The sequence below is a fragment of the Chimaeribacter arupi genome (genome assembly GCF_002858805.1).
In the GTDB taxonomy this organism is placed as follows: Bacteria; Pseudomonadota; Gammaproteobacteria; order Enterobacterales; family Enterobacteriaceae; genus Chimaeribacter; species Chimaeribacter arupi.
On record NZ_PJZI01000006.1, the window covers coordinates 93,105 to 111,514 of the forward strand.

General features: G+C 56.8%; 15 protein-coding genes. 7 read left to right on the top strand and 8 right to left on the bottom strand.

Annotated elements, in window-relative coordinates; all coding sequences use genetic code 11:
• Positions 1–135: 135 nt before the first annotated feature.
• Together CYR52_RS05555 and CYR52_RS05560 are read right to left on the bottom strand one after the other, a co-directional pair.
• Positions 136–579 (bottom strand): hypothetical protein, encoded by a 444-nt coding sequence (locus CYR52_RS05555; protein ID WP_139300300.1) that lies wholly within the window; start codon positions 577–579, stop codon positions 136–138.
• The gene (locus tag CYR52_RS05560) at positions 576–758 is read right to left on the bottom strand and encodes a hypothetical protein (protein ID WP_072929359.1); all 183 of its coding nucleotides are present in this window, start codon (positions 756–758) and stop codon (positions 576–578) included. The genes CYR52_RS05555 and CYR52_RS05560 overlap by 4 nt, the downstream gene beginning before the upstream one ends.
• Before the next feature lie 445 nt (positions 759–1,203).
• On the opposite strand from CYR52_RS05560, the gene CYR52_RS05565 reads away from it, so the two are divergent.
• Together CYR52_RS05565 and CYR52_RS05570 are read left to right on the top strand one after the other, a co-directional pair.
• The gene (locus tag CYR52_RS05565; RefSeq protein WP_072929358.1) at positions 1,204–2,511 is read left to right on the top strand and encodes a glycoside hydrolase family 172 protein; all 1,308 of its coding nucleotides are present in this window, start codon (positions 1,204–1,206) and stop codon (positions 2,509–2,511) included.
• 65 nt (positions 2,512–2,576) lie between these two features.
• Complete coding sequence (locus tag CYR52_RS05570) at positions 2,577–3,941, top strand: MFS transporter (protein ID WP_072929356.1); 1,365 nt, start codon at positions 2,577–2,579, stop codon at positions 3,939–3,941.
• A gap of 11 nt (positions 3,942–3,952) precedes the next feature.
• On the opposite strand, the gene CYR52_RS05575 is transcribed toward CYR52_RS05570, so the two are convergent.
• Both CYR52_RS05575 and CYR52_RS05580 read right to left on the bottom strand, forming a co-directional pair.
• Positions 3,953–4,945 (bottom strand): LacI family DNA-binding transcriptional regulator, encoded by a 993-nt coding sequence (locus CYR52_RS05575; protein ID WP_101828141.1) that lies wholly within the window; start codon positions 4,943–4,945, stop codon positions 3,953–3,955.
• Positions 4,946–5,061: 116 nt separating this feature from the next.
• A complete protein-coding gene (locus tag CYR52_RS05580) occupies positions 5,062–6,642 on the bottom strand; it encodes an FGGY-family carbohydrate kinase (protein WP_101828142.1) in 1,581 nt (526 codons plus the stop codon).
• Between the two features lie 273 nt (positions 6,643–6,915).
• Between CYR52_RS05580 and CYR52_RS05585 the strand changes: the two genes are divergently transcribed.
• From CYR52_RS05585 to CYR52_RS05595, 3 genes are all read left to right on the top strand, one after another.
• Positions 6,916–8,694 (top strand): L-fucose isomerase, encoded by a 1,779-nt coding sequence (locus tag CYR52_RS05585; protein ID WP_101828143.1) that lies wholly within the window; start codon positions 6,916–6,918, stop codon positions 8,692–8,694.
• Between the two features lie 140 nt (positions 8,695–8,834).
• On the top strand, positions 8,835–9,275 hold the full coding sequence (locus CYR52_RS05590; protein ID WP_101828144.1) for a hypothetical protein: 441 nt from the start codon (positions 8,835–8,837) through the stop codon (positions 9,273–9,275).
• Between the two features lie 2 nt (positions 9,276–9,277).
• Positions 9,278–9,958 (top strand): hypothetical protein, encoded by a 681-nt coding sequence (locus tag CYR52_RS05595; protein WP_101828145.1) that lies wholly within the window; start codon positions 9,278–9,280, stop codon positions 9,956–9,958.
• 102 nt (positions 9,959–10,060) lie between these two features.
• Here CYR52_RS05595 and CYR52_RS05600 read toward each other — a convergent pair whose 3' ends face one another.
• Both CYR52_RS05600 and CYR52_RS05610 read right to left on the bottom strand, forming a co-directional pair.
• Entirely contained in the window at positions 10,061–10,540 is a 480-nt protein-coding gene (locus CYR52_RS05600; protein WP_101828146.1) for an Hcp family type VI secretion system effector, read from the bottom strand.
• A 200-nt stretch (positions 10,541–10,740) separates the two neighbouring features.
• Complete coding sequence (locus CYR52_RS05610; RefSeq protein WP_101828148.1) at positions 10,741–11,454, bottom strand: hypothetical protein; 714 nt, start codon at positions 11,452–11,454, stop codon at positions 10,741–10,743.
• A gap of 240 nt (positions 11,455–11,694) precedes the next feature.
• Between CYR52_RS05610 and CYR52_RS05615 the strand changes: the two genes are divergently transcribed.
• The gene (locus tag CYR52_RS05615) at positions 11,695–12,498 is read left to right on the top strand and encodes an SDR family NAD(P)-dependent oxidoreductase (protein ID WP_101828149.1); all 804 of its coding nucleotides are present in this window, start codon (positions 11,695–11,697) and stop codon (positions 12,496–12,498) included.
• 65 nt (positions 12,499–12,563) lie between these two features.
• Here the strand turns inward: CYR52_RS05615 and glgX are convergent, their stop codons facing one another.
• Complete coding sequence (gene glgX, locus CYR52_RS05620; protein ID WP_072929336.1) at positions 12,564–14,636, bottom strand: glycogen debranching protein GlgX; 2,073 nt, start codon at positions 14,634–14,636, stop codon at positions 12,564–12,566.
• Positions 14,637–14,980: 344 nt separating this feature from the next.
• Here glgX and CYR52_RS05625 point away from each other — a divergent pair, with 344 nt between their 5' ends.
• On the top strand, positions 14,981–16,867 hold the full coding sequence (locus CYR52_RS05625; protein ID WP_241522390.1) for a glycoside hydrolase family 15 protein: 1,887 nt from the start codon (positions 14,981–14,983) through the stop codon (positions 16,865–16,867).
• A 58-nt stretch (positions 16,868–16,925) separates the two neighbouring features.
• Here CYR52_RS05625 and CYR52_RS05630 read toward each other — a convergent pair whose 3' ends face one another.
• Entirely contained in the window at positions 16,926–17,795 is an 870-nt protein-coding gene (locus tag CYR52_RS05630; protein WP_101828150.1) for an AraC family transcriptional regulator, read from the bottom strand.
• Positions 17,796–18,410 lie beyond the last annotated feature (615 nt).

An 18,410-nucleotide genomic window follows, 5' to 3' on the forward strand; every position in this document is an offset into this window, starting at 1 on the left:
TCTATAAGGCCACACGCTGCGGCCGCAACCGGGCGCACACAAAGGGGTAAGCGCCCTTTGCCCCGGCACCCTGCCGGGAACGTAACGGCAGGGAGAACCGGTATAAAAGCCCGGTTGTTATCGCGGCAAAAAACCTTAAAACTCCCGTTTCACGATAATATAGCCGTTGAACCGTATGCTGCATTCATCATCATTAATAATGTGTGAGGCTAAAATAATATTGTGTTTATGCTCCCTATTGATGTAGTCATATTCCACAATAATATTCTGTGCATTTGATTGCCTATAAATATCGCTGTAGTCACTTTCTTTTAATGGGTTACCTTCTATTGATTTATAGCTTTGATGGCCATAAAGTTCAGCCAGTTTTTTTGTGACATTTTGTTTGCTTATTAATGTCATCTTTGTTTGGTTGAGAAGTAAATCATGCTCTTTTATACCAAAATCATTGATCATGGCATCTGTCATACTTACGCCAATACTTCGATGAATATCAAGGCAGGGTTCCGGGATAACATCAGCCAGTGCTGAGCATGATGCAAAAAGAAGTAAATAAGAAAGGATTGATTTTTTTCTCATAGGACGATGAGCTCCCTGTCGTCACTGTCAGCAGCGCTTTTGGAGTTATGCATAATGGTATTCACCGACACCACCCTGACCCCTTCAGGCAATATATAGTAATACGCCTCCTTATCCACCGAACCTTTAATCGGTATACCGGCCTCATCTTTTATCCAGAGACAGGGAGGAATTGCCATTGATTTTCTCCTGAATGATTAAAAACCCTGTACAGTGTGCGCCTGTTTTAAACTGACAACAAATATTGAAAATCAATGGGTTAACGTTAATTTATAGTCGTGGTTTATCATTAACGTTTTTCTCAAGACACATATCCCTCATAAACTTTCCCTGTGTTCTGCCGCCTTGTGCTTTCACCGAAATTGCGCTGATCCGGGTATCACAATTATCCGGCGCGTAATCACACTTTCCTGATAAGGGTATTGTCTGGTGTTTTTTCTGCTGTAGATTGCTAACTCGAGTTAGCTTGGCGGAAGAGGGTGAGGATAGGCCGCGTGGGGCGCGGGCAATAGGTCTCCTCTTCGCAGTGGCCGGGCAGACACGGCACAGTGTGCGGCCTGCCGGTGCGGGATGGCCGCATGTTCAGCCTGGGACAAGCAGGCTTTTGCGATGAGGAGCTAGACCATGCATCACATGACATCAGGGCTACTGGGGCATTTGACCAAAACCAGCCAGGCCACCAGCGGGCGCTTTTCCAGCCACGACACCAGCGGGAAAAATCAGGATTACTGGATGATCGGCGCAGGGGACACTGTGCGGCTGGCGGACATCCAGGGGCCGGGCTGTATTACCCATCTGTGGATGACGCAGTTCTGCCGCCGCGTGCTCGGGCCGGGGCTGATTGACCCGGCCGCCGGGCAATATGTCGCGCCCATCAATGAGATCAATAACGCGCTCGGCGTCAGCTGGGAAATCCACGACCCGGACTACTACCGCAAAGTGTTGCTGAAAATCTACTGGGATGACCAGACCACGCCCTCGGTGTTGGTGCCGCTGGGGGATTTCTTCTGCGTCGGCCACGGCATCCCGGCCACCTTCACCAGCCTGCCGTTTACCGTCTCTGTCCGGCCGGAAGAGCAGTACCGCCCCGGCGGCACGGCGGCGCTTAACTGCTACCTGCCGATGCCGTTTAACCGCCGGGCGATTATCGAAGTCGAAAACCAGAACGACGTGCCTTACGGGCAATATTTCCACATCGATTACGAGCAGTACCCGCAGGCGCTGGGCACCGATACCGCCTATTTCCACGCCAGCTGGCGGCGTGAAGCGCCCTGTGCCGGCTGGGCGCCGGAGTTGCAGGTCAACAGCCCCGAGGTGAATATTCCGAACCTGGACGGCGCCAATAACTATGTGATCCTCGACATCGAAGGCGAGGGGCATTACATCGGTTGCAACCTGTCGGTGGCCCACGCGCAGGGCACCTGGTGGGGCGAAGGGGATGACATGATCTTCGTGGACGATGACACCTGGCCGCCGACGCTGGTGGGCACCGGCAGCGAAGACTATTTCAACCATGCGTGGGGGATGCAGGAGAACGCCTCGCTGATGAACGGCTGCTCGCTGCATGACGCGCATGTGCCGGGGCACCAGACCTGCTACCGCTTCCACCTCACCGATCCGGTGCATTTCAAAAAACGTATCCGCGTCACCATGGAACACGGCCACGCCAACCACCTGGCGGATGACTGGGCCACCACCGCCTACTGGTATCAGACCTTGCCCTCCCAACCGGTCACCATCCAGCCGGTAGAGGAACGGCTGCCGGGGCAACGCACGGGGGAACCGCAGGTGGCGTTAACCCCGGAAATGCAGCAGCAAAAAGCGCAGGCGCAGCAGCGTTTCGCGGCGATGATGCGCCTGCGCCAGGAGGGTATTGACCAGAAACTGGCGGCCACGCGGCAAAAATCCGCGCTGAACCGCCGGACAAAATAACCCTTCCCCCTGTCAGGGCAGGGCCAGCCTGCCCTGAACCCGTTGACGTGAACCGAGGTACAGTGATGGATAACCGATTATCTGTGCTGGAAAAAAGTGCCTATGGCTCGGGTGACATGGCGCTCACCATCTCCATAATTTCAGCCTCTATTTTGATTTACGCTTTCCTGATCCAGGTGGTCGGGTTAACGCCCGTGGACGCCGGCTGGATCCTGATGGCGGTGCGCACCATTGATGCCATCTCCGACCCGATGATGGGCTGGCTGACCGGCAAAGTGCGCACGCGCCTCGGCCGTTACCGCCATTGGTTGCTGATTGGCGCGCTGCCGTTCGGCATCTCCCTTTACCTGCTGTTTACCACGTTCGGCCAGAGCTACGGCGAGAAAATGGCCTGGTCAACCGGGGTTTATATCTTTAACAGCCTGGCATTTACCGTGCTGGCCATTCCTTATATCTCGCTGATCGGCGTGATGACGCGTGACCCGCAGGAGCGGCTGCTGGCGAACGCGTACCGGTTCCCGATGGCGAAAGTCGCCACGCTGATTGTCTCCACCTTTGTGCCGTATTGGGTCACCAGCGGCGGGGATGCGCGCAGCAGTTATGCGAATGCGTTTCTGGTGATTGGGCTGGTCAGCGTCGCGCTGGTGATGTTCTGCGCCTTTAACGTCAAAGAGCGCGTCAAACCGGAAGCGCCGCCCGAACCGCTGGCGCGGCAGATTTCCGGGCTGGTGAAAAACGATCAATGGCTGGCGCTGAGCCTGGCGATGGTACTGCTGTTTATCGGCTTGCTGGTGAACGGCAGCATCGCCATCATCTACGGCAAGGAGTTCGCCGGGGCCACCGATGGCTGGGGCATCGCGTTTTTCATGGGCATGGGATCGGTGGGCGGCATCGTCGGCCCGTTTGTCTCGCTCTGGCTCACGAAACGCTACTGCAAAGTCGCGGTGTTCCGCTGGTCGATGTATGGCTCGGCGCTGGTGTCGGCGCTGGCCTGGCTGCTGGTGGGGCAGAACGATTTCTACCTGGCGACCGCCTTTTACCTGCTCTGTTCGATCGTCTCGCAGATCAACACCCCGATCCTCTGGTCATCAATTACTGAAGCCTCGGATTACGGCCGGATTAAAACCGGCATCGACGCGGGCGGGCTGTCGATTGGGATGATCTCGTTTTGCCAGAAATTCGGGATGGGATTATCCGGCCCGATCACCGGATACCTGATGACCTGGGTCGGTTACCGCGCCGGTACTGCGCTACAGCCGGAGGCCATCAGCGGGATAGAGGGGATCATGACGCTGGTGCCCGCCTTCTTTTATATTGTGGTCGGGCTGGTGATGCGCAAATACATCATCAACAACAGCTACTACAACGCCATGATGGCGGAAAACAGCCTGCCCGCCGCCGCAATCAAAGAGCACCAATGGGCGGGCTGACGGGACGGCGGTCAGCGGTGCCGGGTGATTAACGTCATGTCCACATTCAGCGCGCCCAGCGGGGGCGCGCCGTCTATCCGCTGCTGCATCATCTCAAACGCCTGCTGCGCCCAGGCATCCTCGTTCTGCTGCATCGACCAGACATTATTCGCCAGGAAACTCAGCATCGGGTGCTCGTCAAAGGTGCCGAGGTTGATAGCGCCCGGCAGCGCCCCGGCGTGGGCGCGCACGGCCTCAATCGCCCCTTCCAGCACCGGCAGGGAGGAGGCGATAAAGGCGGCGGGCAGCCCGTGCGTATTGATGACCTGCGCCATCATCGCGTTGCCGCTTTCGGCGCTGTTGCCGCGGCCGGTCGCCACCCAGGCTGCCGGGTCAAGGCCGTGCGCCGTCAGTGCGCGCCGGTAGCCCGCCAGCCGTTGGCGGATGGAAGGCAGCTCCGGGTCACCGGCCAGGAACCACAACGGCGGCGCGCCCGCCTGCAACATCGCCTGCGTCAGCGTCTCGCCCCCATCAATGTTATTGCTCTCGACCAGCGAATGGTTCATCCCGAGGAAATCACGGTCGAGAAACACCAGCGGTTTTTTTACCCGCTTCAGGTGGTGCTGCTGGTTCTCACGGCTGGAGGGCACAATAAACAGCCCGTCGGTGTTGCGCGCAATCATCGCCTCCACCCGCTTATTCTCATACTCCGGGTCATCGTAGGTGCAGCTGATCATCAGCTGGTAGCCGAATTTACGGCAGTACAGCTCCAGCTTTTCGGCCAGCGTGGCAAAAAAGACGTTGGAGAGGCAGGGCAGGATCAGCCCGAGGGTGTAGGTTTTATTGAGTTTCAGGCTGCGGGCGGAGTGGTTGAGGGTATAGCCGTGGTGGCCGACATACTCCATGACCCGCGTCTGGGTTTTCGCGCTGATGCGGTACTGTGCTGCTTTGTTCCCCAATACCAGCCGGACGGTGGTCACCGACAGGTTCAGGTCATTCGCTATCTGTTCTACCGTTTTCGCCATGCCATACCGCTCCCTTCACGCCGTGACTGGCCGGTAGTATAAAGGCAAAGCGCGTGCAGCGCCCCCCTAAACAGGCGGGGGGCTGCGATAACCTGCGCCGGAACAGCAAGATAGCCTCAGCGCATCAGCGTATTGAGCGCCTGTTGCTGATCGTACATCGCCAGATAGGCGCGGTATTTCTGATCGTGGAACGCTTTTTTCGTCACATTGGCCGCGATCACCCGGTCAGGGCGCACCATCGCCGCACAGGCGGCGGTGATGTCCGGCCAGTAACCGCCTGCCGCCGCGCCGGTAATGGCCGCGCCGAGCGTGACCGGGTCATCGTCACTCACCAGCTGGATATCACAGCCGGTGATGTCGGCGTATTCGCGCAGCCACAGCGGGTTACGCGTCGCCCCGCCGCACATCACCAGCCGCGTGACCCGGTGGCCGGAGGCCGCCATTACCTCCATGATGTGCCGGGTGCCGTAGGCGATCGCCTGTAGCGTGGCGAGGTAAAGCCGTGCCAGTGCCGGTTCGCCGCGTTCCAGCGTCAGGCCGCTGACGCTGCCGCGTGCGTCCGGTTGGGCACGGGGTGAGCGGTTGCCGTGGTGATCCGCCAGCACATGCAGGTGGCGGGTCGGGAACGGCTCGCGCTGTTCCAGTTGTGCCACCCAACGGTTGACCAGTTCCACCGGGTGGCACTGCTGCGCGGCGGCCTGCTCCGTGAGGTGCACACTGCCGCCCTGCTGGTGCAGCGTCCAGTCCACCAGCGCGCCCGCCGCGCTCTGCCCGCCCTCCGTCAGCCACCAGCCCGGCAGCATCGCTGACCAGTACGGCCCCCAGACCCCCGGCGTCATCACCTTTTCGCGGTTCGCCAGCATATGGCAGTTGGAGGTACCGCTGATCAGCGCCAGCGTGGCGTCCGGTTGGGCACCCAGCAGCGCCAGCCCGCCCGCATGGGCATCGATCATCCCGGCGGCCACCACCACCTGCGGCGACAGCCCCAGCGCGTCGGCTGCTTGCGGGGTGAGCGTCCCGGCACGTGCGCCGACCTCCAGCACCGTCGCCGGGAGTTTTTCCGGCAGATCGCCGAGGCCGACCGCCGCCAGCAGGCTGTCACTGAAGCGGCGCTCATGCGCCAGGTAATTCCACTTGCAGGTCAGGGTACAGAGGCTGGCGGCGTCCTGGCCGGTGGCTTTCCATACCAGAAAATCCGCCAGGTCGAAGAAACGGTGCACCTGCCGGTAGCGTTCCGGCAAATGGGTTTTCAGCCACAGCACCTTGGGCAGTTGCATCTCGAGGCTGACTTCACCGCCGACATACTGCAACGCCTCATCACCGGTCTGGTTGATGCAGGCGGCTTCAGCCCCGGCGCGGTGATCCATCCACATGATGGTGTCGTGCGCCGCGTTTCCCTCGGGCGACACCGCCACGCCGTGGCCCGCCGCATCCACCGCCACCAGCGAACAGGTGGCGTCAAACCCCAGCGAGCGCACCGCCCGGCGGTCAATACCGGCTTTGTCCAGCGCGGTATTGACCACCGCGCAGACCTGCTGCCAGATCTCTGACGAGGCGTGTTCCACCCGCTCGCCGCCGGGGCGGAACTGGGTAATGGGTTCTACCGCAAACGCCAACCGCGTACCTTGCGCGTCATACACGCCGGCCCGTACGCTGGCTGAGCCGACATCCACCCCTAAAAAGTAATCCTGTGCCATTTTCCCTCCTGCGGTGTTGCGATGAGTCATTGCTGATTCGACGTAGCGTTGGGCAGACCATAATTCACCCGGCATTTTCCCTCAAACAGTTTGGCAGAAGTTTGTGAACGGGCGCAGGTCAGCCGCGCTTTTGTGCGCAGGCGTGAAAACCCTCACAGAACGTTCCGAAAGAGGTTGCCGCCTTTTTGCTGTTCGCCCTAAGCTACGTCGAGTTAGCAATAATCTTCGCCGGAAATGCGGCGTACCGCGTGATTCTTTTTATAGGGGAACGTTATGACTCACAGCAACCCATTACCCCGTATCGGCATCCGCCCGGTGATTGACGGGCGGCGCATGGGCATCCGGGAATCGTTAGAGGCGCAGACCATGGCGATGGCCTGCACCACCGCACGCCTGCTCAGCGGCACCTTGCGCCATGCGAACGGCGAGCGCGTAGAGTGTGTGATTGCCGAACAGTGCATTGCCGGGCGGGCAGAGGCCGCCGCCTGTGAAGCGGCCTTCAGCACCCAACATGTTGGCCTGACCATTACGGTGACGCCCTGCTGGTGCTACGGCAGTGAAACCATCGACATGGACCCGCAGCGGCCGAAAGCGATCTGGGGCTTCAACGGCACCGAGCGGCCGGGGGCGGTTTATCTGGCGGCAGCGCTGGCGGCGCATAACCAGAAAGGGCTGCCGGCGTTTTCGATTTACAGCCACGAGGTGCAGGACGCCGGGGACGAGCGCATTCCGCCTGACGTGCAGGAGAAGCTGCTGCGCTTCGCCCGTGCCGGGCTGGTGGTGGCGACATTGCGCGGCAAAAGTTACCTGTCGCTGGGCGGGGTATCGATGGGGATCGCCGGGTCGATTGTCGACCATGACTTTTTCGAGTCCTGGCTGGGGATGGCGGTGCAGTGCGTGGACATGACCGAGCTGCGCCGCCGGATGGACCACGCTATTTATGATGAAGAGGAGCTTGGCCTTGCGCTGGCGTGGGCGGGGCAGCATTTCCGCTTTGGGGAAGACCGCAACGCCGCGCACCATCAGCGCAGCGCCGCCGGGAAACAGGCGATGCTGCGCGAATCTCTGCTGATGGCGATCTGCATCCGCGACATGATGACAGGTAACCCGTTACTGGCGGAGAAAGGCTGGGGCGAGGAGGCGCTGGGGTACAACGCCATTGCCGCCGGTTTTCAGGGCCAACGCCACTGGACCGATCACTACCCGAACGGCGACACCGCGGAAGCCTTGCTCAACAGCGCGTTTGACTGGCACGGCATAGGCGAACCCGGTGTGCTGGCAACAGAAAATGACAGCCTGAATGCGGTGGCGATGCTGTTCGGCAAACACCTCACCGGCACCGCGCAGATTTTTGCCGATGTCCGCACCTACTGGTCACCGGCCTCGGTGCAGCGGGTCACCGGCCATACGCTTACCGGCCGCGCCGCGCAGGGCGTGATCCACCTGATTAACTCCGGCTCGGCGGCGCTGGACGGTACCGGCTGCCAGCAGGCAAGTGACGGCCGGCCGACCATCAAGCCGCATTGGGACATCACGCCGCAGGAGGCGGACGCCTGCCTGGCGGCCACCACCTGGCACCCGGCGCTGCATGACTATTTCCGTGGCGGCGGCTTCTCCTCCTGCTTCCTGACCCGCGGCGGCATTCCTTTCACCATGACGCGCATTAACCTGATCAAAGGGCGTGGGCCGGTGCTGCAAATCGCCGAAGGCTGGAGTGTGGATCTGCCGCCGGAGGTGCATGACACCCTGAACCAGCGCACTGACCCGACCTGGCCGACCACCTGGTTTGTGCCGCGCCTCACCGGCAGCGGCCCGTTCAGTGAGGTATATAACGTGATGGCGAACTGGGGGGCCAACCACGCGGTGCTTACCGCCGGGCACGTCGGGGCGGATTTCATCTCCCTGGCGGCGATGCTGCGCATCCCGGTCTGTATGCATAACGTGCCCGATGCGCAAATTTACCGTCCCAGCGCCTGGGCCGCCTTCGGCATGGACCCCGAAGCACAGGATGACCGCGCCTGCCAACACTATGGCCCGGTATATAAACGTTGAAGGGAACATGGGGGGAGGCGGGGGCCTCTCCCGTTTTAAGGCCCTATCTCATGCCTGCCGGCATTGATCTGTAAAAAAACCTGCTATACCATGTTGGAATATAAATTCTTTTAAAACAGTTGGTTGCGATTGTTTTCCCGATGAAAAAAAACACTAAAGAAAAACCGGCATCTGCCGATATCTTCCTGACCACGTCTGTCACGTTGACGGGGTTTGATAAGGCTTACAGTGGTTTTGATAACGGCCGGTTTCACCGGCTGAGTGTCCAGATAAAGCCTTACTATTTTCCGACGGAAAACTGGATAACACGTTTCCATGAAAAATACCCGCATAGCGGCGTGGCATTTACCCTTTCTCAGCGTGGTATTGGCTATATCACGTTTCATGACATGACAATCAAGGCGGATGAACTCGATGCCTTTGTGTCTTCCCTGCTTGCTGTGATTGAAGGTATTAACGAGGCAACGGGGAATGAACCTATTGTCATGGTGATAAGTGCCGGAGAGTGCGCACAGGCTGAGCACCCAGAGATCAATGCCTGTATGAACAGGATTGATTTTTCACTGCAAGGAGCAAGATAAAGATGTTACAAGATGCCTGCGCCGCCTTTTCTCTCTTTAATACCTCGTCTGATCGGTTAAAGGCGCACTCCGCGCACTATTTCCCGCGTTTTAATTACGCAGCCTGTGAGCTTTGGTTGTGCAATGAAATTTGCCATCTGGTTAATGCCGGGGAAAATGGTGTGCAGCAGATGTCAGACGGGGACGTGTTCCTCTATAATGAAGACGCAAAACGTGATTTAACCTTATATACCGCAGGAAGAACAGCTACCCCAGAAATAAAAAAACATATTGAAGTGAAAGTGGCTTACCCGGTAGAGAAATCAAAGTTCCTGGATTCCATAAGAAATTTGCGCGAAAAACTTACACCCTCGCTTGATGCTGAGTACCGGCTGGAAGGGTGGGTTTATCTGGTCTGGACGCAACATTATGCTATTTCACCGGACGCATTTTTTGAAACCCGTCTTCACTGGCTAAAAACGGAACTGGCATCCGGGGAATACCGTGGCGCATCAGGTATCACCTATCAACCCATGTTTTCTACGGTAAAAGAGATTGCCGAAGGGAACTTAACCTGGCGCGGGCAGGATAAACACATTGTGGTGAAAGCGGTGGCCTTTTCCTTTCATAAAGAGTGGAAAGAAATATTCAAGGAAGTAAAAGAAAAGTATGCGGAGACCTTTGAGATTCTCGCCACCCGTTAATGGGGCGCTGGCAAGGTATTATTGCCTGGAAGTATAGCAGCCTGATGTCGCAATACAGAAAGAAAACGGGGAGGCGGAGCGCTGCCCCGTTTTATGGCGCCATTAAAAACGAGCCAGGTCGTTCCACTGGTCTGTATGGATAATGTTACCGTCACAATACTTCCAGGTTATTTTCCCATAACGCAGGAGAACGGTTTCAAGATGGGTTTTCGTGGAGGCGTCGGGATAGAGATCAGGGGTGATAGAGGTAATCTTAACATTTTCCAGCAGGGTGTTAAAATACTCGACTTCCCTGCCGGCCTCATTGACAGAATATTTTTTTATGACCGCGGATTTAAGGGTGAGATTATTGGTTAATGCTTTATACAGGAACGGTGTCGTCCTGTCCGCTTCTTTTTGAATCATGATGGGCGAATGGATACGGGTTCCGGTCAGGCGGCCGGTGTTCCCATCGATAGGAATAGTCAGATTGTGCGTAAAAAATTTCAGTTCGATAGCGCCTTCTCTTCCAATAACTTCCGAGGCCCCAACAATCGGGGAGCCGTTTTCATCCGTTAACCATAAATAAGAGGGGTTGGACATTTTTTATCCTTTTCGTTTAATGGTGGTTCTAGAGTTTTTCGAACTTCACAATAATTTTATAATATAGCCAAAGTACAAAAAAAACAGAGGCGAGCATTAACCGCCCCCAATATTCAGGGAAGGTGTGCAGCCACAGCAGCCCGAAAGAAATGATAAGAGTCGGCATGAGTAAGAATTCGATAGCCAGCGCGATCAGGCTTTTAAACATCGTATTTTCCCCTGATGAAAGACGTTAACTCATCCAGGTTATTAAAAGCCCCTTGCTTTACTTTATTCATTATCTCAGCAAGTGCCGGTTCAATAAAATAATAGAGCATTTCCATTTTTACCTGATAAAGTATCCAGTAATAGTCTGGGTCAGTCGCTTTCAACTTTCTGGCGGATAATGCCGCTTTTTGCTGAAAGCCATAGAGCTGCAAAGCCTGAACCGCGGTATGAGTTTTAGCAGCCAGCCTCTGGATTACCGTTTTTTGTATTATCTCTGATTGCGCCAGCGCAGAGGAGATTGAATAAGCAAACGCATGGCGTGTCATTTTCGCGGTAAATGTGCTGCCGGCAAGGTAAGTTCCGTTTGCGACGAATTTACGGGCTGCGCCCTCTGGGTTGCCTTCTTTTATATCATCACAGACTGACTGAAAGTAAAGGAATAGCATATGCCGGATGATATCGTAGTGTTTAAAAAGGGAGTTAATTGAATAGAATGTCCTTAATTCTTCGGAAAGTAATTCGTCACACACAGCATCGTAACCAGGAATAAAACAGGATGAATACCAACTGATGCGCTCCAGGCCGGAATAGAGGGCGGAGGAGACGTCTTCAGCGGATTGCATAACACGCTCAAACCCATGCTGTAAACTCAGGGCTAAATGCCTATCGTGTTGGAACCTGGCCCTCAGGTAATCAGATGCTCCCATTTATCTCTCCCTATAGCAGAAAATTCGCATCATCCTGCGCACAGTCAATGCAGAAATAAAAATAGAGCGCTGACAAACCGTAAACAATCGCCATGAGTGGAAGGGTTGATATTAATCAAATTAACCACTGTGCAATTTGGCATTCCCTGATGACCAGGCGGCCTGGCCTGCTTCATCGGTACGGCCGGCGAAATGGCTGCTATCGTTAAACGGCATGCATTCACCTACAGGGAGAACACGATGACCAACAAACTTGCATTAATCACCGGGGCGTCAAACGGCATTGGGTTTGAAATCGCCAGACTGTTTGCTAAACATCATTACGATGTGATTGCGGTCGCCAGGAATCCGGAAAAGCTGGAGGACGCCTGTGAGACGTTGCGCCAATATGGCGGCCAGGTGCACGCCTTTTCTGCTGATTTGAGTGAGTACGACGAGATTGAGCGCCTGAAACGCCAGATTGATGACGCCGGGTTCGCGCTGGATGCGCTGGTGATCAACGCCGGGCAAGGGCTGGGCGGGCGGTTTATCGGCGGGACTGACCTGGCGAAAGAGTTGCAGTTAATCCGGCTGAATGTGGATGCCTATGTGCACATCGCCAAGATTTTCCTGCCGGACATGATCAGCCGCGGCGAAGGTAAAGTGCTGATGACATCGTCTGTTTCCGGCACGGCACCGATCCCCTTTGAGGCGATTTACGGCGCGACCAAAGCCTTTGTGAACTCGTTCTTCTGGGCGATCCGCAATGAACTGAAGGGCACCGGGTTACAGATGACGCTGCTGATGCCGGGCGCCACCGAAACCAATTTCTTCAAGAATGCCGGGCAAGCGGACACTACCGTAGGGGCAACTGAGAAAGCCTCGCCTGCGGACGTGGCAGAACGCGCCTGGTATGCCCTGATGAGTGGCCATGAGTATGTGTACGGGGATGACAAAACCGAATGGGAAGGCGACATCCTTAACCGGATGCAGAGCGAACCGCAGAAAGCCCAGCGTCACCGTATTATCTCTGAGCCGGGTTCCGCCTCTGGCACCTCATCCTGACCCTGGCGCCCAGAAGATGGCGGTGCAGCGGGCCACGCCACCGGCGCGGCCCGCTGTGTTACCGGTTACGGGCGTCTGAACAGCGCAATGCTGCGCCCTTCCAGCTCGAAATCCTTCTCTTTGGTGATCACAATCCCCGGTTTTGCGGTGTCTGAGGTGGACAGCTCCAGCACCCAGCCGCCTTCACCGAATTGGGGAATGCGGAACGGCACATTGCCTTCAAACGGGTTGAACAGCATCAGCATGTCGTGCCAGATGCCCTCTTGCGACTCAAGGTCAGGCCGGTTGATATACACGCCAATGGTTGAGCCTTCATCCCACTGCTCCTCGCGCTGGAAACCGCCCCCGGCGTTGAACCATTTGATGTCCATGCCGTCGCGCCAGTTCTCGCGGCGCAGCAGCGGCTGTTGGGCGCGCAGGCTGATGACCCGGCGGGTGAACTCGCGTAGTGCCTGATCGTTGTCTGACAGGTCATCCCAGTGGATCCAGGAGATGTCGCTGTCCTGACAATAGCCGTTGTTGTTGCCTTGCTGGCTGCGGCCGAACTCATCACCGGCCAGCAGCATCGGCGTGCCGTGGGAGAAGAACAGCGTGGCGAGGAAGTTGCGTTTCTGGCGCTCGCGCACCGTGGTGATGCCCTGGTCGCGGGTCGGCCCTTCCTCACCGTAGTTGTACGAGCGGTTATGGTTATGGCCGTCGTTGTTCTCTTCGCCGTTATCCTCGTTGTGCTTGTCGTTGTATGACACCAGATCGTTCAGCGTAAAGCCGTCATGGGCGGTGATGAAGTTGACGCTTGCCCACGGGCGGCGGCCGCGCTGGTCGTAGAGGTCACCGGAGCCGAGCAGGCGGGCGGCGAAATCGGTCGTGACGTTATCGCCTTTCCAGTATTCACGCACCGTGTCGCGGTATTTGTCATTCCACTCGGCCCAGCCCGGCGGGAAGCCGCCGACCTGGTAGCCGCCGGGGCCGATGTCCCACGGCTCGCCAATCAGCTTGAGTTTGGACAATACCGGGTCTTGCATCATCGCATCGAAAAAGCCGCTGCGCTGGTCGAAGCCTTCCGGCTCACGGCCCAGGATGGTGCCGAGGTCAAAGCGGAAGCCGTCAATGTGCATCGTTTCCGCCCAGTAACGCAGCGAATCCATGATCATCTGCAACACGCGCGGGTGCGAGGTGTTCACGGTGTTCCCGGTGCCGGTGTCGTTGATGTAGTAACGGTGCTGGTCGGGCAGGGTGCGGTAATAGGAGAAGTTGTCGATGCCTTTGAACGACAGCGTCGGGCCAAGTTCGTTGCCCTCCGCCGTGTGGTTGTACACCACGTCGAGGATCACCTCGATATTGGCGTCATGGTAGGCACGCACCATATCGCGGAACCCCTGGATGCCGTTCGGCCCGTAATAGCGCGAGGCAGGGGCGAAGAAGCCCAGGGTGTTATAGCCCCAGAAATTCTTCAGCCCGCGGTCGAGCAGGTGCTGGTCATCCGGGAACCAGTGCACCGGCAGCAGCTCCACCGAGGTGATGCCGAGGCTTTTGATGTACTCCACCGAGGCCTTATGGCCCATGCCCTCAAAGGTGCCGCGCAGCTCGCGCGGCAGTGCGCCGTTACGCTGCGTAAACCCTTTGACATGGGTCTCGTAAATCACCGTGTCTGACCACGGGATCGCCGGGCGCTGCGTCTCCTGCCGGGCGTTGCCGGGGTCAATCACCCGGCACTTCGGCGTAAAGGGGGCGCTGTCACGGGCATCAAAGGTCAGGTCTTTATCTTCATGCAACAAATCATAGGCAAAATGCGCTTCATTCCATTCAATGTCCCCGGCCAGCTCGCGTGCGTAAGGGTCAATCAACAGCTTGTTGGGGTTGAAGCGGTGGCCGTTCTCCGGATCGTAAGGGCCATACACGCGGTAACCGTAAAGTGCGCCCGGTTTCAGGCCCGGCACATAGCCGTGCCAGACTTCATGCGTATATTCCGGCAGCTCCAGCCGGGCGATTTCGGTTTTTCCGCTGGGATCGTAAAGGCAAAGCTCAACGCGCTCCGCATGGGCTGAGAAGAGCGCAAAATTAACACCCTGACCATCAAAGTTGGCGCCAAGCACCTGGCCAGACCCTGTTGTGATTTCAAAAGGCTTATTGTTCGACATGCTTTCCTCGTTCTCAAAAGTACGGACTTTTCTGCACTGCAATGATGAGTACGTCAGCGTTTTTACACGACGGCATGAGCGGCATGAAATTTCGGTGTCACCAATCCTTGACTATGCTGTAGGTAGGCCGGCAAGTGGTTGATTCTGCGTCGGGATGCTGCGTATGCCAATCAATCATAGACCATGCTGTAAGAAGTGCGGTGACGCTGTCACCCCGCGCCGCCCAGACAGTGTGGCTGAAGGGCTGCCGTTCAGGCCGGAACAGGCAGTGAGGGCAGTACAGACGTACTGTGTGACAGAGGCCGGAAACCAGGTCTTTTGCCTGACTTTTTAAGGATGTACGTATGTTGATGCATCACGATATGGAGACCTTCCGGGACAATGAGGGGTTCTGCGATCTGGGTGACTACGCCGCCGTGGGCGAGGGGCGCACGGTGGCGCTGCTGGCACCGGATGGCTCGGTAGACTGGTGGTGTGTGCCCGATCTGGATTCACCGCCGCTGTTCGACCGGCTGCTGGACAGCGGGCACGGCGGCTATTTTCAGATTACGCCGGATGAGCCGTACCGCATGACCCGGCACTACCGCGAAAACAGCAACGTGCTCGAAACCCTGTATGAAACCGCGAGCGGGCGGATAAAAATCACCGAATCCATCAACAGCACCCTGGCCGGCCCGCTGCCGTGGAATGAGCTGGCCCGCCGTATTGAGGGGCTGGAAGGGCGCGTCCCGGTATCATTGCGGCTGAAAATCGGCACCGCCGCCGACACCCGCAGGCCGTGGGCGCACCACACCTCCCAGGGCACCGTCTGGAATGTCGGCGCGCTGCTGCTGATGCTGCGGGCCAGTGAGGAGATCAGGCACCATACCGAGTGCGACGATGAAGGGACGCGTGCGGTGTTCACGGTGGCCGCAGGCGATCGTTACCTGGCGGCGCTGCTGGTCACGAAAGATGAGCCGCTGGCGGTGCCCTGTCTGGAGCGGATTGATGAGCGCATCGACACCAGCGATCTCGCCTGGCGGAGCTGGGTCGGCGGCTTGTGCTATGAGGGGAAATACCAGGACGCGGTGCGGCGTTCAGCGCTGGCGCTGAAATTCCTCTGGTACTCCCCGACCGGGGCGCTGGCGGCGGCCGCGACCCTGGGCCTGCCCGAGGGCGAGGGCAATGACAAGAATTACGACTACCGCTACGCCTGGGTGCGTGATTCCTGCATGATCATTAAATCGTTTATCTATATCGGCGCACTGGAGGACTGTAAGGCCGCTTTCTCCTGGCTGGCTGCCGCGCTGAACGCCAACGGGGGCGAGCTGCGTACCTGTTTCCGGCTGGACGGCACCAGCGTGCCGGAGGAGCGGTTTGTGCCGGTACAGGGGTATCGCGGTGCGCAACCGGTGCGGCTGGGAAACAATGCTGCCGATCAGCTTCAGCTGTGCAACTACGGCGATGTGCTGGACACCGCCGCCCGCTTTACCGAGGCGGGCCACGTGCTGGACCTGCACACCTCGCGGCTGCTGGGGCATCTGGCAAACCGCTGTGCGGATACCTGGCTGCAAAAGGATTGCGGCATCTGGGAGCTGCCGGAGATGCAGCACTATACCCAGTCCAAAATGGCCTGCTGGGTGGCGCTGAATCAGGCGGTGCGCCTGGCTGACGGCGGTTATATCGAACCCACCTGGGTAAAACGCTGGGAGCGGGAACGCGATCGCATCCGCGACTGGATCGAAACCCATTGCTGGTCAGACGAACGCCAGGCGTACACCTTCTGGCCCGGCACCACGCGGCTGGATGCCTCCGTGGCGCTGATGCACCAGTACGGCAAGCAGGTGTCCGAAAGCCGGATGCTCAGCACGCTGGACGCCCTGCGCGAGGAGCTGGGGGCGGACAATATGATGATCTACCGCTACTCCGATGTGCAAAAAGAGGAAAACACCTTTATTGCCTGTGCGTTCTGGATGGCGGAGGCGCTGGCGGTGCTGGGGCGGCATGACGAGGGGGAACACGCCATGCAGGTGGTGCTGGAGACGCTGAGCCAGGGGAAAAACGCCGGGATCATGAGCGAGATGTATAACGTCCATAAACAGAAATGCTGCGGGAATATGCCGCAGGGGCTGAGCCATCTCTCGGTGATCTGCGCGTCCCATACCGTCTCGGCAGCCTGTATGGGCGGCGATGACTCTCAGCCGGGCGCCATCAGGGTCGGCTGCCTGGCGAATGGAAAAGATCACGACTGACGCCCGCGGGCGTCACCGTTTCCCCCGCTGCCCAGAGTGGCAGGGGGAAGCGGGGCATTTAACGTTTTACCTGGCCGGTTAACCAGAACTTTTTATACCGTGCCGGGGGAATGCCCACCAGGTTATGGAATATCCGGTGGAAATTATTGACGTTATCGTAGCCGACGGCATTCGCCACTTCCGTCACGCCTAAATCCGTGCTCAATAACAGGGATTGTGCTTCGCCAATACGGCGGCGGGTCTGGTACTGTTTCGGCGAATAACCGGAAAAGGCCTTAAACACATGGGCAAGATAAAACCGGTTCATCTCCAGGGCGGAGGTCATTGCCGTGAAAGAGAGCTCATCCTTGTAATGCTCATCAATAAAGTTTTTAATTTTCTGGCCTAATGCCAGGGTGGGGCTTTCATACGTCTGGTGGTGTTCAATCCAGAGTCCCCGGCACATAAGAAGTAATGCACTCAACAGGCTGTTTGCTATATCACTGGAGTAAGGTTTATTACTGCCGGCGTGATGCCACATCTGATAAAAAATATGCCGGATTTCATCACAATGTTCCCCGCCCGGCATCACAGCCATCTGGCCGCGTGGTGTCAGCGTATTTAAGGGTAACCCCTCAAATTTCAGCTGTTCGACACCGCAGCTGAATATCAGTAAATCATCGGAAGGATAAGGGTTTTCATCATGCAAAATACCGGCATTAAACAGCAGTAAATCCCCCTGTTTTACCGGATAGCTCTGCCCATCGATGTTATACATCCCGCTGCCCTGCGTAATAAACAGCAGTTCAAAACGCTCGTCATGTTTATGCATCACCCGCGGGGTTGCGGCCTCACGGCCTTCCGCTTTACAGATAAACATCAGCCTGGGTCTGAAGCCATTCTCATATCCGCCCGACACAGGATGTTCATTCACGCAGAATGTCAGCATGGTTTCTCCCTTAACGTTCAGCGCTATTCTTGCACTGCCACGCCGGGCAGTAGTCATCAAATTTGCTTTTTACTAAAATTTAATTAACTGATTTATAACAACTTGGTGAATTTATTTATACCAAAAAGGATGATTTTTGCTTTGCGAAAATCTTGCTGCCGCTTATTTATGATCTGGGTCACATTTTTACTGCTATGAAAAAACCTTTCCGCTTTTGCCCTCTCTTGCCTGAGAAAAACCACGTTAAAAAATAGGGGGCAACACCGGGAAAAAAAAGGCGCATTAATCGCATGGTTAATGAAGTGGGAAAAGGCGGTTTCTCTTCAAAACAGCATAAAGGGGCCTGTTAGCGTTACCGTGGAATAAGAGACTTTCTATTCCAGGCAGGGGAGCGCTCCTGATAGTGATATTTGATAAATCCCCCTGATAAAGCAGGAGTCATTATTTTATATGCTCAGGCCTGTGCACCCATAAAAGCGGGACAGGGTAAAGAGGGCGCAGTCACGGGAAATATCTTCATTCTTGCTAAATCAATGATTAACTTTGCGCTTGTGACCCACATCACTGAAACCTGCTTTCTTAATACAAAAAATTGATCTCCTGCACGGTATGAAA